Consider the following 21031-nt stretch of genomic DNA (forward strand, 5'->3'; position numbering starts at 1 on the left):
AGGTAGGGGTCGGACGCCTTTGTCCCTTGTGCGCACCACGGCAGGCCGTTTTTCAGCGTCGCTCCCCACGTGGTACCTATGCGCACAGCGCCGTCTCGCCCCGGCTTCGCGGCCGCCGGGCTCCACCGCCCCAGAGGTGGTCCGAGTGACTGAGGATCGGTACACGCCCATCGAGGAGTACGGTCTCGTCGGGAATCTGGAGACGTGTGCGCTCGTCGCGCCGAACGGGTCGGTCGACTGGTTCCCGTTCCCGCACGTCGAGTCGCCGAGCATCCTCGGCGCGATACTGGACGACGACGCCGGTGGGCGGTTCCGGATCGGGCCCGTCGATGGCTCCGAAGGGACGCAGGCGTACGTCGACGGGACGAACGTGCTTGAGACGACGTTCGCGACCGTCGGCGGGACGGCGACGGTGACGGACTTCCTCCCGCCGGCCGGGCGCGTCGACCACCCGAAGAAAGTCCTCTACCGGAAGGTCGCCTGCACCGAGGGCGCCGTCGACCTCGCCGTCGCGTTCGAGCCCCGGTTCGACTACGCCCGGGCGGAGACGGCGATGACCGAGACGGACAGGGGAATCTTCGCCGAGGGCGCGGAGGAGCGGACGCTCCTGGAGAGTCCGGTCGACCTGTCTATCGACGGCGAACGGGCGACGGGGACGCTCTCGCTCGACGACGGGGAGTCGGCGTGGTTCATGCTGCGGTGTACCGGCGCCGAGGACGCGTCGACCGACCCGGACGCGGCGCTCGCGGAGACCGTCGACTACTGGACCGACTGGGTCCACGACTGCGGCGAGAGCGGTGACGACGGAGGTAGCGGAGAGGGGGAGTGCGCGTTCGGCGGGCCGTGGCACGACCTCGTGGTCCGGTCGGGGCTCGTCCTGAAACTCCTCACGCACGGCGAGACTGGCGCCATGGCCGCCGCGCCGACCACGTCGCTCCCGGAAGATATCGGCGGCGTCCGCAACTGGGACTACCGGTACAACTGGGTGCGCGACGCCGGCTTCTCCATCCAGGCGCTGCTGAACCTCGGCCACGTCGCGGAGGCCGCCGACTACTTCGAGTGGTTCCTCGAGCTCTGTCACGCCGACGAGCCGGCGGAGATCCGACCGCTGTACGGGCTCCACGGCGACAGCGACCTCACCGAGCGGGAACTCGACCACCTCGACGGCTACCGGGATTCGCGCCCCGTCCGCGTCGGGAACGGTGCGGCCGGACAGACGCAGCTCGACATCTACGGAGAACTGCTGCTCGCCGTCGACGAGATGCGCTGTCACGGCCGAGCGCTCGGCAGCGACGACTGGGCCGCGGTCCGGGAGATCGTCGACTACGTCGTCGAGGTGTGGGACCGCCGAGACGCGGGCATCTGGGAGGTCCGCGGCGGGCCGGAACACTTCGTCTACTCGAAGGTGATGTGCTGGGCGGCCCTCGACCGCGGGATCGCTATCGCGACGGAGACCGACCACGAGGCTCCGCTATCGTCGTGGCGAGACGCCCGCGAACGGATCAGAGCAGACGTGATCGAGCGAGGATACGACGAGGAGATCGGTGCGTTCGTCCAGTCCTACGGTTCGGAGACGCTCGACGCGACGGGACTGCTGTTGCCGGTCGTCGGCTTCCTCCCGTTCGGCGACGAGCGGGTGCAGGGGACGATCGACGCGGTCGAGGACCGACTGGTCGAGGACGAGGTGCTCGTCCGCCGGTACGACGGCGACGACGGCCTCCCGGGGTCGGAGGGCGCCTTCGTCCTCTGCTCGTGCTGGCTGATCGACGCGCTCGCGCTCGGTGGCCGCGCGGACGAGGCCTGCGAGCGGTTCGAGGCACTCCAGTCGTACGTGGGGCCGCTCGGCCTCGTCGCGGAGGAACTCGACGTCGAGACCGGGCACCACCTCGGGAACTACCCGCAGGCGTTCAGCCACATCGGGATCATCAACAGCGCCCTGTACGTCGGCTTCGCGGAGGGCCGCGAGACAGACGGGCCGCCACCGATGGGCGTACGACTCGGCGACCCGGTCGCCCCGGAGGAGTCGTGACTGGCGGACGGGAACTATCGACGGACGGATCGGTCTGCCGTCGGCTCGGGGAGTGAAAGCGGGGCACTGGAAGTCATGCCACAACCAGGCCCCGTGCGAAGTACACGCGAGTCGGAAAATCAACTTTCTGTTTGCCGCTCGAATTGCCACTTCGCGCGTCCCCCTCAGTCCTCGAAGTACCGACCGTGGAACCCGAACGGGACGGCGTGCGGGAGCGGCGCTCGCGCTCGTTCCTCGAGGGTCTCGCCGTCGAGGACGAGCAGGTCGGTCCGCTGCTCGTTCGTGTTCAGCGCGGTCACGAGAACGACCCCCTCGTCGCTCGGCCGCTCCGCGTCGGGCGCGCGGACGAACACCGGTTCCTCGACGAACACGCCCGACTGCTCCCAGCGCCGGGACTCGCCGCTCTCCACGTCGACCCTGGCGACGTGGTTGCCGTCGCGTTCGGCCGCGCCCTGAGCGTAGACGTAGCGGTACTCGCGGGTCCGGTCATCGGTGGCGATCCGGGGGAGTTCCAGCCCTTCGGACAGTCGCTCGCTCGTCACCGACCCGTCCCCGCGGTCGATGCGGAACCGGCGGAGATGCCCGTCTCCGCCGGACTCGAACCAGTCGGCGGCCGCGGTCAGGTAGAGGCCGTCGACCACGTCGGCGTTCGGGTAGGCGACGAGGTCGACGACGAACGCCTCGTCGGTCTCGAAGGCGTTGACGTGGTGGAAGACGAACCAGGCGCCGGTCCGGCCAGTCGTGATTCGCTCGCCGGTGTCGCGCTCGACGACGTGAAAGCGCGTCCCGCGCCCGGGTTTCCAGTCGTAGTGGTCGACGAAGCTCTCCCTGCCGGGGCGGAGAAAGGAGGTCGGATGGGTGACGAACGGGTGTTCGGTGAGGACGACGAACCGTTCGGTGAGCGCGAAGCTGTGGAGATAGGCGGGGTTCTCGGCGGGGACCGAGCCGATCCGTTCGCGGGAACGCGATCCGTCGGGGAGCCGATAGAGCGTGTACTCGCTGGGTCGGCCGAATGTGGTGAGGAGTCCGACCGTCTCCTCGCGGTGGGGGTCGGGGACGACGTGGGCGCAGTTCACGTGTCCGGTCAGCGCGTCCGCGAAGGCGAACTCCCCGCGAGTTTCGAGCGTCTCGGGGTCGCAGGCCACGTAGCGCGGGACTTCGGTCATCGCGACGAGCGAGCCGGCGACGCGGGCGACGTGGACGTTGCAGTTGTCGGTCGGCTCGCCGAACAGGAGCCGGCGGACCCGCTGGAGGTAGCCGCCGCCGGTGGCGAACTGGCCGGATATCTCGCCCGTCTCCATCGCCTCGCGATAGGTTTCCGAGCGGAGCGAGCGGTTGGTGTACCGGACCGCGTCGTCGGCGCCGGCGAAGGCGAACCGGTGGAGCATCGCGAGGCCGTCGAACCAGTGGACGACTCGCTCGCCGCCGACCTCGAAAGTGGCGGGACCGTTGCGGACCAGGGCGCCGTCGAGCCAGTCCGGGAGCGACCCCTCGACCGCGAGCGACCGGTCGGTGACCTCGCTGTCGAGCGACGAGAACCCGAGTTCGAAGCCGACGTCCATCGACATACCCGCAGTTGGGACGCGAGCGGGTAGTCACTGGTGGTAGGCGGGGCTATCGCGCGGCGTCGTCGCCCGCGAGCTGGTCGACCTCGTCGTCGGCCTTCCACTCGTCGAGTTCGCGCGGGTCGACGTGGACGAACACGTCGTCGACCTCCGGGAGGTCGCGGATCGACGCGACGACGGCCGACTCGATGTCGTGGGCCTCGCGCAGCGTCCGGTCGCCCTCCACCTCGATGTGGAGTGAGACGTCGATCTCCGGGCCGACGTAGTGAGCGATCACGTCGTGTGCGCCCTCGACGTCGGGGTGGGAGAGCGCCCGCCGGACGATCTCGCGGCGGAGTTCCTCGGGCGGCGCGCGACCGACGAGGTACCCGAGGTTGTCGCGAACGACCTCGACCCCGGTGTAGACGATACCGATGGCGACGACGACGGCCGCGAGCGGGTCGAGGATCGGGTAGCCAGCGCCGGCGCCGAGGACGCCGACGATGGCCGCCGAGGCGGTGAGGATGTCGTTGCGGTTGTCCAGGGCGGTCGCGGTCAGCGCCGGCGAGTTGTTCCGCTCGCCCGCCGCGAGGACGTAGCGATAGAGCCCGTACTTCGTCACCGCGGCGACGACCAGCACCGCGACGGCCGTCGGCCCACGGGAGACCGTCACGTCGCCGGAGAGGAGGGAGTTGGCCGACTGATAGAGGACGGCGCCGCCTGCGGCGAAGATACCCAGCGCGACGAACAGCCCGACGAACGGTTCGATGCGCTCGTGGCCGTGGGGGTGTTCGAAGTCCGGCGGGCGCGTCGTCAGGTAGAGGCCGGCGACGGTGACAAGCGAGTACACCGAGTCGGCGGTGCTGTTGATCGCCTCGGACTCGACCGCGAGGCTCCCGGTGGCGAGCCACGCCGCGCCCTTGACCAGCGCGAGCGCGACGTTGACCGCCAGCAGGAGCAGGCCCACCCGCCGGAGCACTCGCGGCCGGTCGTCTGTCATCGTCGGGGGTTGACGGTCCCGGGTCAAAGCCGTGTCGACGCGGAACGACGGTGTCAGTCGGTGAACTCGACGGCGCGGTCCTCCCCCTCGACCGCGGCGCCGTCCTGTTCGGCGAAGGCGTCGCGGAGGCGGTCGTAGGAGTCGTCGACGGCCTCGACGATGACCTGGGTGTCCGCGACGACGGGCATGAAGTTGGTGTCGCCCTCCCAGCGCGGGACGACGTGGGTGTGGAGGTGGTCGTCGATGGAGCCGCCGGCCGCGCCGCCGCCGATGTTGAGGCCGGCGTTGTACGCGTCGGGGCCCAGACCGTCCTCAAGCGCGTCGAAGGTCCGCTGTTTCAGGCGAGCGTGGTCGAGGAGCACGTCGTCGTCGAGGTCGCGGTAGTCGCCGGTGTGGTCGTGCGGGATGACCATGGCGTGCCCGGGGTTGTACGGGTAGTTGTTCAGGAGGACGAACGCCCGGTCCGAGCGGGCGACGATCCGGCGCTCGCGGTCCCGGTGGCGGTCGCCCTCGGCGAAGGCGCAGAACACGCAGCCGTCGACGTCGTCGTTGCCTCCCTCGCGCTCGACCCAGTCGATGCGCCACGGGGCGAAGACCTGGTCCATAGCGGGCCTGCGGGACCGACACACAAAATCCCGACGGGGTCGAGAGAAGCAAACACGTAACTGCCGGGGCGTACATGACAGTGGCATGTCTGCTGCCCTCCAGACCCACCCCCTCAACGCCACCGCGGTGGCGTTCGTCGCGGGCCTCCTCGCGGTCACGCTGTTCGGCGTCGTCGTCACCGGAGACCCCGTCGATCGAGCGGCGCTCGGTGGCATCGGGTACGCCGCCGGCGGTGCTATCGGCGTCTACATCGCCTGCGCGGGCGCCGGCTCCGAGTGGTGATCAGAGCTCGCGCTCCATCACCTGTCCCCACACCGACAGCCCCTCGCGCTCGTAGAAGGCGCGAGCGGCGTCGTTCCCGTCGAGGCAGGCCAGCGCGAGGGTCTCGCAGTCCCGCTCGCGTGCCCAGTCGTCGAGCCAGTCCAGGAGCGCGCTCCCGAACCCCTCGCCGCGGCGCGGTTCGTCGACGACGAAGTCGTGGACCCAGAGGTGACGCTCGTGGTGGAGCACGCGCTGGATCGACACGCCCGCGACCGCGACGAGGGCCTCCTCGGCGTCCGACCCACCGGAGGGAGACTCGTACAGTCCGAACAGCCGGTAGTCGTCCTCGTCGCGCCATCCGCGGACGAACTCGTCGTCGGCGTCGGTCCACAGCTGTCGGAGGACCGGGACCGCCTCGTCCCACCCCCCGTCGGTCGTCACCGCCCGGACGTGCGTCGACATGTGCGAGTGCTGACCGCCGCACGGCAAAACAGTTTCCGGGGGGCGAGAGCGAGTCGCACGGCGTCGGCGGACCCCCGGTGGCCGCGCTCGGCGGAACGGTTTTCCTCCACCCGGGCGTCGCTCCGAACCATGGGACTGCTCGAAGCGATCCTCGTGTTCGCGGTCGGGTACGTCTGCGGGGCCGTCACCCGGATCTTCGCGGGGCTCGCCGCCGTGGCCGCCCTGTTGCTCGCGATCCTCGGGGTCGCGCTCCCGCCCTCGATCGTCGGTATCGTCGACCCGATCCTCGGGGTGTATCTCGGCAACGAACTGCTCTTCCTCTCGGGGTTCCTGTTCGCCATCGCTCACAACCCGGCCGAATCGGAGGAGTGACCGAACCGGTCGTCAGGTCGGGTTGACGCGGCCGCCGAGTCGGGACTCCGCGAGGGCGAACGCGAAGGTGCTGGCGAGGCCGAGGAGAGTCGCGCCGGTCAGCGTGAACGCGAGGTACGACAGGTCGCCGAACGCGAGGACGTAGCTACAGACGCCGTGGAGGATGAAGGCGATGGCGAGGACGTAGACGGGGGCGTTGAGGTGGCGCCACTCGAACTCGCCGTCGATGTAGCCGTCGACGACGCGCCCGAGACTGCTGGTGACGCCGGCGGCCGCGAACCACCGGAGCGACCCGTAGACGAGCGCCGCGATGACTTCGAGGACGCCCAGCGCGTCGGTCGTCTGCGACTGGAGACTCGTGACGGTCTGGGCGCCGGTGAACCCGCCGATGATCAGGAGGAGGCCCGCGACGAGGTAGGTCACCAGCGACACGCGCCCGTCGTACAGCCCCTCGCGGACCCGGTCGACGAACGCGTCCAGCCGCTGGCCGAGCGCGAGCCCCCGCGAGAGCAGGTAGAGCCCGATCAGCGCGGACGTGACGCCGAACACCGCACCGGGCATGTCGAGGTGTTCGGCGAGGATCGAGAGCGGGTAGATGAGCAGGAGGATCCCCATCGGGATGAGGAGCGTCCCCCGGGTCTCGGGGTCGTCGAGCACCTGCTTGATCGTGTAGTACATCGATTCGAGGTCCTGAGCCTGGCGGACGACGACCCGCTGGACGCCGTCGATGGGGACCCGCGAGCGGATGACCGGCAGGACGGACTCGTCCTGCGCGCCGTCGGTGACGACGATCGCGCGGACGTCTTCGCCGGTCGTCAGCCCCGCGATGACGGTGTCGAGTTCCTCGCCGACGGCGCGGTTGGCGGCCACGTCGCTCCCGTCGACGCCGGTGACCGCCGCCACCTCGACGGACTCGTCGGTGATCCGCTCGGCGATGTGGAGCCCCTCGAAGAGGACGTTCACGTCGCTGTCCTCGGGGTCCGCGGTCGCCAGATCGACGGCTGCGGCCTCGACGGCCTCGCGGCCGACCACGGGCGTCTCCACCCCTGTCTTGCGCCCGAGGTCGTCGTCGAGGTCCACGCACAGGACCAGCAACATCGATCGACGGTAGGCCACGGGCCTGTATCAGTCTTCGGGGCTTCGGTGCGATCGACAGCCGGTGGTGGTGTGCGACCGGTCGGGTTCCGTCGATCCGCTGTGTCCGTCGGTGGAACGTCGACGACCGGGTTCGATAGTTGACGGTGAACGCTTTCGGCCCGCACGCTAGGCAGTTGCATCGACCGCAGTCGACGACCGTTGAACGCCCTCGGCTCGCTCGCGGCCGCCGAGCGACATATCCTCGCGGCCACGGACCGCTTCGGATAGGGGTCGCTCAGGCGACCAAGTGAACGCGAGCGAGCCTCGCCCTTTCAGTCCGCCAGGAGAGCAAGCTCTCCTGAGCCTGCGTGAACAGAGTTCGCGCAGACGCCAGGAACCGCTCCGCCCCACACAACACCGCAGACGGCCACACACCTCCCCAGCCGATTGCGCTTCTCGCAAGCTGCGATGCTCATCCCTCGCACGGCTATTTCGAGCGGCCCGCGCGAGGCGCGGGCACGCTCGACAGCGCGCGCCACCGCATTTCGAGCACTGTCGCTCCAGGTCAGGACAAGACCCGGCCGTGCGCCGTCGATGTTCGCCGGTCGCGCGGGAGCGTGGGGTCGTCGGCGCTCAGTCCGCGCCCTCGGCGAGGATAGTCGCCATCGTGTCGAGTTCCTGCGAGAGCGCCTCGTCGCCGATGGCCTCGGCCTCGGAATCGAAGTACTCGCGGAACTCCCGGATACGCCGCTCGTACGTGTCGCTCACCGTCAGCGGCTCGGACTGCTGTTCCCACTCGCCGAGTTCCGATTCCGGCGGCGGGACCGCGATGCCGTCGTCGGGCGCGGGCGTCCCGCGGTCGTGGTCGCCCCCGGCGTCGCGCGCCGCGACCATCCAGTTCTTCAGGAGGTCCGCGTACCGCGAGAGGAGGACCGCCTTCCGGACGCCGGTGTGGGCGTAGTAGTCCGGTTCGGCGTCGGGGAACCGGATCCGCGTCGCGTTCTCGTGACTGCGGCCGCGGCGGTCCGTCCACGAGACGCGCAGGTCGAGCGCCGCGTCGGCGGACTGGCGGTCGACCTGCACGAGGACGACCCCGCCGCGGGACCGCCCGCCCTCGCTCGGCGACGCGAACAGCGTGTTGACCTGCATGATCTGCCCGGTGGCTTCCTCGGCGGCGCTGGTCCCGTACACTCGGCGGATATCGTAGCCGGCGGCGTCGAGGCTCAGTTCGAGGTCGAACACCAGCGGCGTGACCATGTACTGGAACTCCTCGCCGAGGCGGTCGGTGAACTCCTCGGCGGAGTGGACGCTGTAGTAGTTGGCGCCCCGGATGGACGTGATGGCGTCGACGAGTTCCGTGTTGAAGTCGACGCCGACACCGACGAACGTCGCGTAGCGCTGCCTCGCGGCGCTGTCCGCGAGACGCCCGCGCAGGTCGCCCTCGTCGGTCTCGCCGAGGTTCGGCATCGCGTCGGTCAGCACGATCATGCGGTTCTCGTAGACGGCGCGGTCGGCGTCGTCGTACTCGCGGAGCAGGTCGGTCGCGTCGGCCACGCCCGCCGAGAGCCGCGTGCCGCCGCCGGCCTCGACGTCCTCGCGGATGTGGGCGCGGATGGCGTCCATGTCCGTCGCCTCGACCGGCCTGAGCGGCTTCGCGACCGTCGACTCGTCGTTGTAGAGGACGACCCCGAGGCGGTCGCCCGGTCGCAGTTGCTCGGTCAGTGCCACGAGCGCCTCGCGGGCCACCTCGATCTTCTGCCGGTCAGTGTCCCCCTCTGGCGTCTGCTCGTTCCCGTACCGGTCGTAGTAGTACTCGTCGAACTCCTCGGACATCGACCCGGAGACGTCGACGACGACCACGAGGTTGAGGCGCTTGCGCTCGAACTCGTCGGCGGCGAGCCCTGAGTTCAGCCCGACAGTGAGGTACCGTTCGGTCTCACCGGAGAGGGGGTCGGCGGTCACCGCGGGCGAGTAGGCCGGGCCGAACGTCGCCCCGCAGAGCGGGCCCGGATCGCCCGTCTCGAAGTAGTAGTCGTAGAACAGTCCCTCGTAGCTCAGGCTCTCGGGGAGCGGGAGGTACCCCTCCTCGACGTTGCGCCGGAAGGCCCCGACGTCCTTCGCGCCCCCTGCGGCGAGGCCGACGCTCTCTGCGACGGGCGTGGCGGTCGCCATCGGCGTGGCCGTCCCGCCGCCCCCGCCGCCCCTGCCGTGGGTCGGTGTCGGCGTCGGTTCGTACTGCCAGTCGTCGATGCGCTCCCGGTCGGTGTCGACCGGCGGCGCCGTTTCGGGCGCCGTCGTCGGCGTGTCGGGACAGGGCGTCCCCGTCGGCGGCGTCCCGACGCTCGCCCCCGGTTCCGATGGATCCGTTCCCGGTTCCGTCCCGTCCTCGTCGGCGCGACAACCCGCAAGGAGGGTCGCGGTCGAGGCGGCGGTCGCCCGCAACAGCCACCGTCTGGTTCTGTCTGTCGGCATACCTCGTCGTTCGGCGACAGTTCAAAAGGCTGTGATGAACGATCAAACGGTGGTTTGAGGCTCGCCGGACCGAGAGACAGGTCAGGTCGGCGCGCCGCGTCGCGTCTGGTACGCGCGAGTCACCCCGCCGACCACCAGCATCCCGACGAGCAGGAGCGGGAGGACGCCCAGCGCGAGCGTCAGGCCGACGCGCTCGGCGAGGGCGCCGACCAGCGGGGGAGCGAGCGCGATGCCGACGTAGCCGGCGGCGGTCGAGATAGCGTTGACGGGGCCGCTGAACTCGGAGGCGGCGTTCATGCCGAACGCCGACAGCGTCGGGAACGTGGCGGAGACGACGAGGCCGAGCGCGAAGACGGCGACGAACAGCCAGCGGCCGGTCGCGAGGAAAATCGTCGCGAGCAGGACCGGCAGCGCGAGCGTCGCCGTCACGAGCACCAGGTCGAGCGTCCGACCGGTGCGGTCGGCGAGGTAGCTGTACGCCAGCCGACCCGGGACGTACGCTGCGAGGAACGTCGAGAGGACGAGATTCGCCGCCGTCGCGGGGAGCTGTCGAGCGGCGAAGTAGGGGAGCCACGTGAACAGCGTCCCCTCGATGCCACCGTTGAGCACGAGAACGCCCGTCATCCCCGCCACGGCGGGCTTGCGAACGACCGCCTTCAGTTCGTCGAGCGTGAGTTCCCGCTCGGAGCGGACGGAATCGGGGAGGTCGAGGCGGACGAGCAGGGCCGCCGACACGAGGAAGCCGACGCCGACGACGGCGTAGGCGTAGCGCCAGTCCCCGGCGGTGAGCGCGAAGGTGACGACGATCGGCCCAGCGGCCGCGCCGGCCGCCCACACCAGCGCGTAGCGGTTGAAGATCCGCGCCCGCCCCTCGGGGTAGAGGTGGCCCAGCACTGCCCGGTCGAGCGCGCGGAAGGGGCCGGTGGCGACCCCGCGGACGAACAGCGCGGCGAGGAAGACGAGGAAGGCCGGCGCGAGCCCGGTGAGGAAGGCAGCGACGGCGACGACGCCGGCGCTCGCCAGCAGGGCCCCGTGGATGTCGATGCGGCCCGCGACCATGCCGACGACGAACACCGAGACGACGAATCCCAGCGTTCCCGCGGTGGCGACCAGCCCCAGCAGCGCCTGCGACACCGCGAAGCTCTCCTCGATGCTGGGGAGCAGGGCGCCCCTGAGCTGGAACCCCACGGCGTCGGTCGTCACGAACGCGAAGATGGCGACCGTCCACAGCAGGCGCTCGCGGCGAGTCGAGTCAGTCACGGGTCGCCCCCGTGCCAGCGTCCCCGCTCCGTGCGCCGATTCACTGGCCGAGTCGAACGGGTGAACCCCCTAATAGATTCGCTCTCGCGGTCGGAGTTCCCCCCTACCGACAGGTTCGGATGTGACCCGCTGACACCCGCGACGCGGGAGCGCACGACTTTTCCCGCTCGACGGGGTAGGAGGGTGTAATGATATCCGAGGGCTGTGAACAGTGCGCCAAAGGCGGCAAGCTGGTGCTGTTCGTCTACGGCTACTGCGACCAGCGCGACTGTTTCTACTGCCCCCTCGGCGAGAACCGCAAGAACGTCGAGCAGGTGTACGCCAACGAGCGCCCCGTCGAGTCCGACTCCGACGTGCTCGAGGAGGCCGAGCGCATGGACGCGCTGGGCGCCTCGATCACCGGCGGCGAACCCCAGGAGGCGATGGGCCGCACCACGCGCTACCTCTCGCTCCTGAAAGACGAGTACGGCGAGGACTTCCACACGCACCTGTACACCGGCATCACGGGCGGCCGCGAGAATATGCGCCGCCTCTCGGAGGCCGGCCTCGACGAGATCCGGTTCCATCCGCCCTACGAGCAGTGGGGGGACCTCCACGGGACGGAATGGGAGGACATCCTCTACATCGCTCGCGAGGAGGGACTGACGCCGTCCTTCGAGATCCCGGGCATCCGCCCGGAACAGGAGTTCATCGAGTTCCTCGACGAGGGCGCGGCGGAGTTCTGTAACATCAACGAGTTCGAGATGTCCGACGGGAACTACCGCCGGATGCAGGAGGAGGGCTTCGAACTCCGCGACGAGCACATGAGCGCCGTCGACAGTCCGCGCGAGGAGATCCTCGACGAGATGGGCGACCACGAGAAGGTGTACTTCTGTACGAGCGTCTTCAAGGACGCCGCCCAGCACCGCCGGCGCCTCAAGCGGATGGCCCGCAGCCTGCGCCGCCCGTTCGACGAGATCACCGACGACGGCACGCTCGTCTACGGGAAGACCCGTGCCGAGCCGGAACGCCTCGACGCGCTGGGCGTCCCCGAGGAGTACTACACCGCGAAGTCCAACCACGTCGAGGTGGCGTGGTGGCTCCTCGAAGAGATGGTCGAGGAGGGCGACCTCGCCGAGGGCGAGATCGTCGAGCAGTACCCGACGTACGACGGGACGGTCGTGGAGCGGACGCCGCTGTCGGGGAGCAGTACCGGTGACGGCGGACAGAGCGCGGCCGGCGACTGATCGCTCTCGCGCCGAACGGAAGGAGCGTCCGACTTTTTTAATCCGGCCCCGAGAACGCCAGCTATGGCCCTCCCGTCCACCCGTCTGGACTGGCTTTCGTACGGAATAATCGCCGCGACGCTGCTTGCCGGGGTCGCGCTCTGGGGGCGACTCCCGGCGGAGATGGCGATCCACTTCTCGGCGTCGGGGACGCCGGACAACTTCGTTCCGCGGTGGGCCGCGGTCGGCAGCATGCCGGCGCTCATGGTCGTGACGCTGCTGTTCGTCGACGCGGCCGCGCGCTTCGACCCGCCGAAGGACCCGCGCGTCATCGACGTGGTGAAAGTCGCGACGGCGGGGCTGTTGGCGGCGGTCCAGGGGTTCATTCTCGCCTGGAATCTCGGGTACGAGGTCCCGTTCGACCTCCTGATGGCCGGCGTCCTGCTCTGGACGGTCGCTGTCGTCGGCTACGCGGTGGCCCGGGAGCGCGGTGCCAGCCCCTTCTGACACGTCCGCCCCAAGTACCTTGACCGACGGGGGAGACACACGGGTATGACCTGGCGGTTCGTCGGCGCGAACTTCGACCAGATGCACATGAATACGAACCTCGGGTGGGTCCGGGACCACCCCGACGCCGAACTCGTCGGCGTCTGCGACGAGCGCCCCGAGACCTCCACGGGGTCGCTGGAGCGGGCCGTCGCGGACCTGAATCTCCCCGACGAGGCGGTGTTCTCGGACCTCGACCGCTGTCTGAACACCACGGAACCGGACGTCGTGGTGGGCTGTCCGCGCAACTCGGAGCACGCCGCGTTCGTCGAGCGCGTGGTCGGCCACGACGTGGCGGCGCTCGCTATCGAGAAACCGATGGCCCACACGCTCGCGGACTGCGACCGGATGCTGGACGCCGTCACCGACGAACTGTTCGTGATCAACTGGCCCGCGACGTGGGACCCGGTGATGCACACCGTCGAGCGACTGGTGTCCGAGGGGGTCGTCGGCGAGGTCACCGAGGTCCAGTACTACGGCGGGAACGCCGGCGCACCGCCCGACGGAAGCTGGTTCTACGACGCCGAGGACGGCGGGTCGATGCTCGACTACCTGGGCTACGGGGCGACGTTCTCGACGTGGTTCCGCGACGGCGAACTCCCCCATCGAGTGACCGCCGAGCGGTACGTGCCCGAGGGTGCGGCCGTCGACACCCAGAGCTCGACGGTCTGTCGGTACGAGGACGGGCTCTCGACGCTCCAGACGACGTGGCGGCTCCTGACGAACCCGTGGGAACACGAGGGCCAACCCGCGACGGGATACGACGTGGTCGGCACGGAGGGAGCGATCAGCACGCGCGAGCGCGACGCCGCGATCCGCGTGACGACGGCGGACCGTCCCGACGGGTACGCCGTCGAACCGGACGACCTGCCCGACCGCTACGAGAACCTGGTGTGGTACCTCGTCGACCGACTGGAGACCGGGGCGGATCCCGAAGGCCCGAGCGACCCGGCGTTCTGTCGGGAGGCCCATCGCATCGTCGAGACCGCGCGGCGGAGCGCCGAGGCCGGCGAGTCGCTCCCGCTCGTGGACTGAGAGCGGTGTCGTCGGACCTGCGGCAGCCAGTGGCCCGATGCGCAGGTATTTTGTGCCGCTGACATGAACACGGGGGCGTGCACTCCCGCGTGGCCGAGTTTCGGGGCCGGAGGTGGGTAGATGGCTGACCGTATCGACGCGCGGACGGTGGTGGCGGCACTGCTCGGGGTCGCGGCGCTGGCCGGGCTGGCGTGGTTCGCGCGGACCGTGGCGCCGGACCTGTCCGTGACCGTCCAGTCGGCGGTGATCGGGCTGCTGGCCCTGCTGGCGCTGACCGCTGCGGCGACGCTCCGGTACCAGCAGGGGCTCACCTACCTGTTCGCCGCGATGTTCGTCGGCTTCGCCGGCTACGCGCTGTCGACACACCGCGTCGGGTACGTCGGCGTCGTCGTCGCCGTGCTCGTCACGCTGGGCGCGGTGTTCGGCGCGGTGTATCTCGTCGTCGAACGCCAGTTCAAGCTCAGACCCCGGGAGGTGGCGGTCGTCCTCGTCGTCGTCGCGCTCGTCGGCGGCGCGCTGGTCGCAGCCGACCTGCGGACCGATCCGGTCACCTACGAGACCGACCTGCACGAGACGGCGCAAGTGCCCGGCGACTCCGAGATGGTCGAATCGGTCGTCGTCGGCACCGCGACCGCACGGAACACCTTCGTCTTCCGCGAGCAACTCGCCTTCCCGTCGGCCCGGGCCTGCGTCTACAACGGGACGGCCCGGGCGAGTTCGCCGGTCCTCTACGGGACGAACGGATCGTACTTCCCGGCCAGTGTCGGCGGGAACAGCGAGTTCGGGACCGAGATGACCGTCCTGGTCTCGCCCGACACGAGCGAGTCGACGAACGGCACCGTCCCCGTGGAGCGCGCGGCGACCTGCCCCGAGACGAGCGACGATGCGCGCGTCGTGGTCGTCGTGTCGGAGTGACGCCGCCGCTCGCCGGAAGTCGGGGAGCCTCTCCGGGAAGCGAGCGCTCTTTTCCGGGGCGCGTGAAGCCGTCTCATGACAGTCCGTATCGGAGTCGTCGGCGCGGGCAATCGCGGTCAGGCCCACGCCGAGGCGTACAGCGAGGTCGACGGCGCGGACGTGGCCGCCGTCGCCGACATCGACGAGGCGGCGGCGACCGAACTCGCCGACGACCACGACGCCGCGGTGTACGGTGACTTCCGCGACATGCTCGACGACGCCGCCGTCGACGCGGTGAGCATCTGCGTCCACAACAACCTCCACCGACCGGTCGCCGAGGCCGCCGCCGACGCCGGCGCGCACGTCTTCACCGAGAAGCCGATGGCCGCCACCTACACGGACGCGAAGGCGATGGCCGACGCCGCCGACGAGGCGGGCGTCGAGATCGGCGTCCAGAACTACGAACTGTTCACCGAGGAGACGCGCGCGGCGCGCCGACTCGCCGAGAACGGGGATCTGGGCGACACCTACTACGCACGCGGCGTCTTCTCGCGGCGCCGCGGTCGCCCCTACATCGACGGCTACGGCACCCCCGGTTTCGTGTCGAAGGACTCGGCGGGCGGGGGCCCCGTCATCGACATCGGCACCTACGTGCTGGGCCAGTTGCTGTATCTCCTCGGCAACGCGCCCGTCGAGCGCGTGAGCGGCGCGACGTTCGAGAAGACGGCGGACGCCTACGCCGAGGAGTTGGTCGGCGAGAACCGCGAGACGTACACGGAGCGCCTGGCGGAGTCGGGCCACGACGTGGAGGACGCGGGAACGGGCATGGCCCATCTCGCCGACGGCTCCGTCCTCGAGTTGCGCGCCGCCTGGCACATGTTCCTCCCCGACCGGCCGAGCGTGGTCGCGGGCTCGCAGGGCGGGCTCCAGCTTGACCCCTTCGAGTTCTACACGACGACCGGCGACTACGAGGCCACGGTGTCGCTCGACCTCGACGAGTACGAACGGCGGCAGGGGCTCATCGCCGGCGACGGGTACGAGCCGGCCGACACCGGCGGCCAGTTCGGCCACTGGATCGACACGCTGGACGGGACGGCCGCGGACCCGATCCCGACCGGCGAGCTGGCGCTGAACTCGATGCGGATCATGGAGGGTATCTACCTGTCGCAGGAGGCGGGGCGTGAGCTGACCGCCGAGGAGATCGCTGAGCACTCGGAGGCGACCGCCGTCGAGCTGTAAGGGTCCCGCCACCGGCTCTCGAGAGCGGCCGATCACCGGCGAGACGGGTCTGGACGGCACTCTGCGGCTCGTGAGTCGGTCGGGCGGTTCGGTGTCCGGCTTCCGACGCGTGAGAGCGGACGCGGCGTCAGGGCTCCGTGGTCTCTCGAACGGTGACCGTTCGACCGTCCACGGCGACGCGCAGGCCTTCGTACTCGAACTCGACGGACACCCCGTCGTTCTGCCGCAGGAGCCGGTCCAGTGCCCCGGGGTCGAGCGACTCCGAGAGCGGTTCGAGTTCGAGGGCGGGGGTGTTCTTCAGCGCGCTAACCGTTCGGACGATACCGATACTGTGGGATTCGTCCGACTGGATCCGGCGCGAGTACGATTCGTCTGACTCCGTCGACGGTGTGTCGCTGTCCTTCGCTGTCACGGTATCTTGCGCTCCGGGCTCTGGTCGTCGTGTGCAGGTCTCCGGCACTGCTCATAAATCTGACTGAATATGTACATGGACGAGCGGTGGACCAAAGAGGTTTTCCCAAGATAATTAGGAAGAAGGTTTAATGCCGAAGAAGACGGTCGGTGTGCGAGGACGAGAGGGAACGTCGACGAAGGACATCTCGATCCCGGCAGGAATCGCTCGCGACCACGGTATCGAGGTCGGCGACGAGTTCGCTATCGACGCCGAGACGGACGAGAACGGGCGACTCGTGCTCCGATACACACGACTAGAGGAGTGAACACTCGGGAGAGCGAGCGGCGTCTGTGATCCTCGAAAAGCGGGCGGCTCAGATCTCGTCTGCGGAGGGGTAGTCGGTGGCGAACACGTCCTCGACGAGGGGGCCGTCGTCGCTGCCGTCGGCGGACTCGCCGTCCGGTTCTTCGCTCTCGGGGCTGACGCTCCCGGTCCGATACCCCTCCAGGTCGAGGGTCACGTGGTCGAAGCCCAGGTCGCCGATGTGCTGCTGGGCGGCGGACACGAAGTCGGGGTCGAGCGCGGCTTCGAGTTCGTCCGCGCCGACCTCGATCCGGGCGATGCCGTCGTGGTCGCGGACGCGGAACTGCTGGAAGCCCCACGTCCGCAGGACGACTTCGGCCTTCTCGATGCGGGAGAGGCGTTCTTCCGTCACTTCGAGTCCGGTCGGGATGCGCGAGGAGAGGCAGGCCATCGAGGGCTTGTCCGCGACAGAGAGGCCGTACCCGTCGGCGATCTCGCGGACTTCAGATTTGACGATGCCGTGTTCGAGGAGGGGAGAGTAGGCGTCGAGTTCCTCGACGGCGCGGAGGCCGGGGCGGTGGCCCTCGCCGGGGTCGGAGGCGTTGGTGCCGTCGCAGACCACGTCGATGCCGAGTTCCTTCGCGCGGTCGAACATGGCGCCCAGACGCATCGTGCGGCAGTGATAACAGCGGTCGTCGCCGTTCTCGACGAACGCCTGGCTGTCGAGTTCGGAGAACTCGGCGATCTCGTGGCGGATGCCGATCTCGTCGGCGACGCGGCGGGCGTCGTCGAGTTCCGCGGCGGGCAGGGTCTCGCTCTTGGCCGTGCAGGCGACGGCGTCGTCGCCCAGCGCGTCGTGGGCGATAGCGGCGACGGCGCTGGAGTCCACACCGCCGGAGAAGGCGACGAGGACGCCGTCCCGGTCGGCCAGGTCGGCGCGCGCGGCGTCGAGTTTGTCGGCGACCGAAGTGCTCATCGCCGGCGATTCGGCGCGAGTCGGCAAAAGCCCGTTGTTCGACCGCTCGCACGCGCCGAACGGGTTCGGGTCCCGTCGCCGGCTCGTGGGCCCCGTATCACCGCGGTCGGAACAGGCGCGGGATTTTTCCCCACCGGTGCGAATGACACCGGTAGATGGACATCGAGACGATCCCCGGAGTCGGCGAGAAGACGGCCGAGGCGCTGTCCGCACTCGACGACCCGGAGCGCGCGCTCAACGAGGGGGACGTGGCCACCCTGTCGCGGGCGCCCGGCATCAGCGACGGCCGCGCCGCCCGCATCGCCCGCGCGGCCATCCGCCAGCAACACGGCGACCCCGGCGGGTTCGCCGCCACGTCGCGGGCACAGGAGATCTACCGGGACGCCCTCGACCTGGTCGCCGACCACGCCGTCACCCGCTACGCCAAGCGCCGCCTCGAGACGTTCTACCCGAGCCCCTCTCGGTCGCGCGTCGACGAGGCCCGTGAGTTCGCCGCCCGCGCGGTCGAGCGCGAACCGGACGACGAGATCCGCGGCGCGCTCGCCGGCGTCGAACCGCTCGACGCCCCGCCCGACGTCCGCGTCCGCGACCGCTGTCTCGCCACGACCGACGCGGAGACGTACGCTCGGGCCCAGGAAGCGCTCCCCGAGGTCAGCGTCGAGATCGTCGACGACGCCCGCGGCCTCGCCGACCTCGCGCGGGGCTACGCGACGGTCGTCGCGCTCGACGACGCCTTCACCGGCGTCGAGGTCGAGGGCGACGTGCGCGTCGAACCCGACGCCCTCGAGGACCCCGCGACCGTGGTGCCCGAGCGCACCCTCTCCTTCTTCGCGCACAACCGCAACCGACTCCGGGCGGCCGTCGAGGTCCACCGCGTCGCCGACCTCGACCCGCCCCGCGACCTGGACACGTTCGAGGCCGCCCTCGCCCGTATCGACGACCAGGGCGACGTCGCCGACGACGAGGAACTCCAGCGCCTCCAGAACGCCGTCGACGACCTCGACGCGGCCGTCTCGACCGCCGAGAGCGTCGCCAACGACCGCCTCCGGCAGGCTATCGAGGAGCGCGACGTGACCATCGAGGGCGCCGACCTGCTCTCGCTGGTCGAGCAGGGCGCCGGCGTCGACTCCCTGCTCCAGCGCGAACTCGCCGACGAGTACTCGGCGGCCGTCGCCGACGCCCGCGACCACCTCGTCGACGCTCTGGGACTCGACGACTACGAGGACACCGCCCGCCGCGCGTTCCCCGACCAGCCCACCTTCCCCGTCGCGCGCGACGAGGACGTCGTCTCCCGCCTCCGCGAGTCGCTCACGACCGCCCGCGATCGGCGGGCGACGCGACTCAAACGGGAGGTCGCGACGGAACTGGCCGACGCTCGCGAGGACGCCGAACGCCTCGCCGAGGCGGCGCTCGAACTCGACGTCGAACTCGCGATCGCCCGCTTCGCCCGCGAGTACGACTGCACAATGCCCGAGATCGGCGGGCGGGGCGTCGCTATCGAGGGCGGCCGCTCGCCCCTCCTCGACGTGCCCTTCGACGCGGTCGACCCCGTCGACTACGGCGTCGAGGGCGTCGCCCTCCTCACCGGCGTCAACAGCGGCGGGAAGACCTCCGTCCTCGACCTCGTGGCGCTGACGGTCACGCTCGCGCACATGGGGCTGCCCGTCCCCGCCGAGCACGCTCGCGTCGAGCACGTCGAGGAGTTGCACTACCACGCCAAGACGCAGGGGACGCTCGACGCGGGCGCCTTCGAGTCCACTCTCCGGGAGTTCGGGTCGCTCGTCGACGAGATCCGGAGGGGAGACGGCGGGCGCGTGCTCGTCCTCGTCGACGAACTGGAGAGCATCACCGAACCCGGCGCCAGCGCGAAGATCATGGCCGGCATCCTCGAGGCGTTCGACGAGCGCGAGGCGACCGCCATCTTCGTCACCCATCTCGCCCGCGAGATTCAGGAGTCGGCTCGCACGGATCTCGCGGTCGACGGCATCGAGGCCGAGGGGCTCGTCGACGGCGAACTGAAAGTCGACCGTTCGCCCGTCAAAGACGTGCTCGCGCGCTCGACCCCGGAACTCATCGTCGAGAAACTCGCCGACGAGCGCGACGGGTTCTACGTGGAACTGCTCGAGAAGTTCGACTGAGTTCGAGGTCGTGAGCGGGGTCGTGAGCGAAGCGAACGACCTCGATGCGAGCGGGGACGGAGGACCCGCGAGCGAAGCGAACGACCTCGATGCGAGCGGTGTCCGCGCTGCGAGCAGCGGCGGCAGAGGGGTCAAGAGTTTAGGGTTGTGAACACGTCACACACGGTATGGACAGTCGCGAGTACGCGTTCGAAGGGGTGGAGCCGGAGGTACACGGAGACGCCCACGTCAGCCGCGAGGCGACGGTCGTGGGGGACGTGACCGTCGAGGCGAACGCGAGCGTCTGGCCGGGGGTGGTCCTCCGCGGCGACGTCGCCCCGGTTCGCGTCGGCCGCCAGTCGGCCGTCGGCGACAACGCCACCGTCCACGCCTCGGAGATCGGCGAGAAGGTGATGGTCGGCCACGGCGCGGTCCTCAACGACGCCGCCGTCGAGGACGGTGCGCTCGTCGGCTTCAACTCCACCGTCAGCGACGCGACCATCGGCTCCGGGAGCATCGTCGCGATGGGGACCGTGGTCCCACCGGGCTACGAGGTCCCCGCCGAGTCGTTCGTCCGCGGGATGCCCGCCTCCGTCACCCCGCTCGACCAGACCACCATCGACCCGGACGCCGTCTTCGAGGCGTTCCACTCCGGCGACTACGCGAATCTCGCGGAGCGCCACGAGAACCTGTTCGCGCCGTCGGAGGCGGGCGAGTAGTCACTCCCGCTCGACCGATAGCTCCCGCTCGGCCCGCTCCGCGTCGCCGACCGTCACGTCCTCGAGTTCGACCAGTCGCTCGACGCGGCGCTCGAACTCCGCGTCGTCGATCTCGCCGCGGGCGTAGCGGGCCTTCAGCTCCGCGAGCGGGTCCGCCGCGGCGTCGGACTCGTCGGCGGCTTCGCCCCTCTGGGAACGCTCGCGGAGCGCCGGCCAGATCTCGTTGCCGACGATGGGGATCAGCGGCGTGAGGAGGAACCACCCGACGATGAACACGACGGCGGCGACCTCGAAGCTCACGAACAGGCCGGCGAGGAGGCCGACCGGGAGCGTGAGTATCGCGACGGTCGCTGCGATCCCACCCACGAGACGGGGGTCCATACGTCGTCGTACCGCCGACGAATTGAAAACCGTTGTGTCGGTCGGATATGCTGACGTGTTTCGAAGGGTGCACGTCCGCCCGGGCGGATCTGATCGCCCGACCGTACGTCGCCGGAACCCCGGTAAGGACCGGCTAGCT

At 69.9% G+C, this 21031-nt stretch carries 21 protein-coding genes; 11 read left to right on the forward strand and 10 right to left on the reverse strand.

The window, feature by feature from the left end; genetic code table 11:
* The first annotated feature begins 145 nt into the window (after positions 1–145).
* On the forward strand, positions 146–2029 hold the full coding sequence (locus tag D1409_RS05485; RefSeq protein ID WP_123535927.1) for a glycoside hydrolase family 15 protein: 1884 nt from the start codon (positions 146–148) through the stop codon (positions 2027–2029).
* Positions 2030–2193: 164 nt separating this feature from the next.
* Here the strand turns inward: D1409_RS05485 and D1409_RS05490 are convergent, their stop codons facing one another.
* From D1409_RS05490 to D1409_RS05500, 3 genes are read right to left on the reverse strand one after another with little or no spacing between them, the layout of a single operon-like run.
* Complete coding sequence (locus tag D1409_RS05490) at positions 2194–3597, reverse strand: carotenoid oxygenase family protein (RefSeq protein ID WP_206424987.1); 1404 nt, start codon at positions 3595–3597, stop codon at positions 2194–2196.
* 46 nt (positions 3598–3643) lie between these two features.
* The gene (locus D1409_RS05495; protein ID WP_123534920.1) at positions 3644–4573 is read right to left on the reverse strand and encodes a cation diffusion facilitator family transporter; all 930 of its coding nucleotides are present in this window, start codon (positions 4571–4573) and stop codon (positions 3644–3646) included.
* 53 nt (positions 4574–4626) lie between these two features.
* A complete protein-coding gene (locus tag D1409_RS05500; protein ID WP_123534922.1) occupies positions 4627–5178 on the reverse strand; it encodes an HIT domain-containing protein in 552 nt (183 codons plus the stop codon).
* Between the two features lie 85 nt (positions 5179–5263).
* Between D1409_RS05500 and D1409_RS05505 the strand changes: the two genes are divergently transcribed.
* On the forward strand, positions 5264–5461 hold the full coding sequence (locus D1409_RS05505) for a hypothetical protein (protein ID WP_123534924.1): 198 nt from the start codon (positions 5264–5266) through the stop codon (positions 5459–5461).
* On the opposite strand, the gene D1409_RS05510 is transcribed toward D1409_RS05505, so the two are convergent.
* Positions 5462–5902, reverse strand: coding sequence for a GNAT family N-acetyltransferase (locus tag D1409_RS05510; RefSeq protein WP_123534926.1), 441 nt, complete (start codon positions 5900–5902; stop codon positions 5462–5464).
* Between the two features lie 129 nt (positions 5903–6031).
* Here D1409_RS05510 and D1409_RS05515 point away from each other — a divergent pair, with 129 nt between their 5' ends.
* Positions 6032–6274, forward strand: a complete 243-nt coding sequence (locus tag D1409_RS05515; RefSeq protein WP_123534928.1) for a hypothetical protein — start codon at positions 6032–6034, stop codon at positions 6272–6274.
* Between the two features lie 12 nt (positions 6275–6286).
* Here the strand turns inward: D1409_RS05515 and D1409_RS05520 are convergent, their stop codons facing one another.
* The 3 genes from D1409_RS05520 to D1409_RS05530 form a co-directional block, all read right to left on the reverse strand.
* Positions 6287–7372 (reverse strand): DUF373 family protein, encoded by a 1086-nt coding sequence (locus tag D1409_RS05520; RefSeq protein WP_123534930.1) that lies wholly within the window; start codon positions 7370–7372, stop codon positions 6287–6289.
* Positions 7373–7984: 612 nt separating this feature from the next.
* Positions 7985–9823, reverse strand: coding sequence for a vWA domain-containing protein (locus D1409_RS05525; protein WP_123534932.1), 1839 nt, complete (start codon positions 9821–9823; stop codon positions 7985–7987).
* Positions 9824–9904: 81 nt separating this feature from the next.
* Positions 9905–11083 carry an MFS transporter gene (locus D1409_RS05530; protein WP_123534934.1) on the reverse strand — a complete coding sequence of 393 codons (1179 nt, stop codon included), beginning with the start codon at positions 11081–11083 and terminating at the stop codon, positions 9905–9907.
* Positions 11084–11271: 188 nt separating this feature from the next.
* Between D1409_RS05530 and D1409_RS05535 the strand changes: the two genes are divergently transcribed.
* The 5 genes from D1409_RS05535 to D1409_RS05555 all read left to right on the forward strand — a co-directional run bounded on the left by D1409_RS05535 (position 11272) and on the right by D1409_RS05555 (position 16002).
* On the forward strand, positions 11272–12309 hold the full coding sequence (locus D1409_RS05535; RefSeq protein ID WP_123534936.1) for a radical SAM protein: 1038 nt from the start codon (positions 11272–11274) through the stop codon (positions 12307–12309).
* A 63-nt stretch (positions 12310–12372) separates the two neighbouring features.
* Positions 12373–12795, forward strand: coding sequence for a DUF1648 domain-containing protein (locus D1409_RS05540; RefSeq protein WP_123534938.1), 423 nt, complete (start codon positions 12373–12375; stop codon positions 12793–12795).
* A gap of 45 nt (positions 12796–12840) precedes the next feature.
* Positions 12841–13869, forward strand: coding sequence for a Gfo/Idh/MocA family protein (locus D1409_RS05545; protein ID WP_123534940.1), 1029 nt, complete (start codon positions 12841–12843; stop codon positions 13867–13869).
* A 120-nt stretch (positions 13870–13989) separates the two neighbouring features.
* Entirely contained in the window at positions 13990–14784 is a 795-nt protein-coding gene (locus tag D1409_RS05550; RefSeq protein WP_123534942.1) for a hypothetical protein, read from the forward strand.
* Positions 14785–14859: 75 nt separating this feature from the next.
* Complete coding sequence (locus tag D1409_RS05555) at positions 14860–16002, forward strand: Gfo/Idh/MocA family protein (RefSeq protein ID WP_123534944.1); 1143 nt, start codon at positions 14860–14862, stop codon at positions 16000–16002.
* A gap of 127 nt (positions 16003–16129) precedes the next feature.
* Here the strand turns inward: D1409_RS05555 and D1409_RS05560 are convergent, their stop codons facing one another.
* The gene (locus D1409_RS05560) at positions 16130–16414 is read right to left on the reverse strand and encodes a HalOD1 output domain-containing protein (RefSeq protein WP_206424988.1); all 285 of its coding nucleotides are present in this window, start codon (positions 16412–16414) and stop codon (positions 16130–16132) included.
* Between the two features lie 130 nt (positions 16415–16544).
* Between D1409_RS05560 and D1409_RS24340 the strand changes: the two genes are divergently transcribed.
* Positions 16545–16721 carry a hypothetical protein gene (locus D1409_RS24340; RefSeq protein WP_164471582.1) on the forward strand — a complete coding sequence of 59 codons (177 nt, stop codon included), beginning with the start codon at positions 16545–16547 and terminating at the stop codon, positions 16719–16721.
* 48 nt (positions 16722–16769) lie between these two features.
* On the opposite strand, the gene larE is transcribed toward D1409_RS24340, so the two are convergent.
* Positions 16770–17675, reverse strand: a complete 906-nt coding sequence (gene larE, locus D1409_RS05565; protein ID WP_123534946.1) for an ATP-dependent sacrificial sulfur transferase LarE — start codon at positions 17673–17675, stop codon at positions 16770–16772.
* A 155-nt stretch (positions 17676–17830) separates the two neighbouring features.
* Between larE and D1409_RS05570 the strand changes: the two genes are divergently transcribed.
* On the forward strand, positions 17831–19813 hold the full coding sequence (locus tag D1409_RS05570) for a MutS-related protein (protein WP_123534948.1): 1983 nt from the start codon (positions 17831–17833) through the stop codon (positions 19811–19813).
* A gap of 167 nt (positions 19814–19980) precedes the next feature.
* A complete protein-coding gene (locus D1409_RS05575) occupies positions 19981–20511 on the forward strand; it encodes a gamma carbonic anhydrase family protein (RefSeq protein ID WP_123534950.1) in 531 nt (176 codons plus the stop codon).
* Here D1409_RS05575 and D1409_RS05580 read toward each other — a convergent pair whose 3' ends face one another.
* The gene (locus D1409_RS05580; RefSeq protein WP_123534951.1) at positions 20512–20892 is read right to left on the reverse strand and encodes an SHOCT domain-containing protein; all 381 of its coding nucleotides are present in this window, start codon (positions 20890–20892) and stop codon (positions 20512–20514) included.
* Positions 20893–21031: the final 139 nt, after the last annotated feature.

Source organism: Halosimplex salinum, from assembly GCF_003730195.1.
Taxonomy (GTDB): domain Archaea; phylum Halobacteriota; class Halobacteria; order Halobacteriales; family Haloarculaceae; genus Halosimplex; species Halosimplex salinum.

Bases quoted from the DNA above. Each gene is read 5' to 3' on its own strand.
- D1409_RS05500 (WP_123534922.1), bottom strand. From the start codon at position 5,178: ATGGACCAGGTCTTCGCCCCGTGGCGCATCGACTGGGTCGAGCGCGAG.
- D1409_RS05550 (WP_123534942.1), top strand. From the start codon at position 13,990: ATGGCTGACCGTATCGACGCGCGGACGGTGGTGGCGGCACTGCTCGGG.
- D1409_RS05545 (WP_123534940.1), top strand. From the start codon at position 12,841: ATGACCTGGCGGTTCGTCGGCGCGAACTTCGACCAGATGCACATGAAT.
- D1409_RS05540 (WP_123534938.1), top strand. From the start codon at position 12,373: ATGGCCCTCCCGTCCACCCGTCTGGACTGGCTTTCGTACGGAATAATC.
- D1409_RS05505 (WP_123534924.1), top strand. From the start codon at position 5,264: ATGTCTGCTGCCCTCCAGACCCACCCCCTCAACGCCACCGCGGTGGCG.
- D1409_RS05535 (WP_123534936.1), top strand. From the start codon at position 11,272: ATGATATCCGAGGGCTGTGAACAGTGCGCCAAAGGCGGCAAGCTGGTG.
- D1409_RS05510 (WP_123534926.1), bottom strand. From the start codon at position 5,902: ATGTCGACGCACGTCCGGGCGGTGACGACCGACGGGGGGTGGGACGAG.
- D1409_RS05490 (WP_206424987.1), bottom strand. From the start codon at position 3,597: ATGTCGATGGACGTCGGCTTCGAACTCGGGTTCTCGTCGCTCGACAGC.
- D1409_RS05495 (WP_123534920.1), bottom strand. From the start codon at position 4,573: ATGACAGACGACCGGCCGCGAGTGCTCCGGCGGGTGGGCCTGCTCCTG.
- D1409_RS24340 (WP_164471582.1), top strand. From the start codon at position 16,545: ATGCCGAAGAAGACGGTCGGTGTGCGAGGACGAGAGGGAACGTCGACG.
- D1409_RS05555 (WP_123534944.1), top strand. From the start codon at position 14,860: ATGACAGTCCGTATCGGAGTCGTCGGCGCGGGCAATCGCGGTCAGGCC.
- larE (WP_123534946.1), bottom strand. From the start codon at position 17,675: ATGAGCACTTCGGTCGCCGACAAACTCGACGCCGCGCGCGCCGACCTG.
- D1409_RS05525 (WP_123534932.1), bottom strand. From the start codon at position 9,823: ATGCCGACAGACAGAACCAGACGGTGGCTGTTGCGGGCGACCGCCGCC.
- D1409_RS05575 (WP_123534950.1), top strand. From the start codon at position 19,981: ATGGACAGTCGCGAGTACGCGTTCGAAGGGGTGGAGCCGGAGGTACAC.
- D1409_RS05515 (WP_123534928.1), top strand. From the start codon at position 6,032: ATGGGACTGCTCGAAGCGATCCTCGTGTTCGCGGTCGGGTACGTCTGC.
- D1409_RS05520 (WP_123534930.1), bottom strand. From the start codon at position 7,372: ATGTTGCTGGTCCTGTGCGTGGACCTCGACGACGACCTCGGGCGCAAG.
- D1409_RS05580 (WP_123534951.1), bottom strand. From the start codon at position 20,892: ATGGACCCCCGTCTCGTGGGTGGGATCGCAGCGACCGTCGCGATACTC.
- D1409_RS05570 (WP_123534948.1), top strand. From the start codon at position 17,831: ATGGACATCGAGACGATCCCCGGAGTCGGCGAGAAGACGGCCGAGGCG.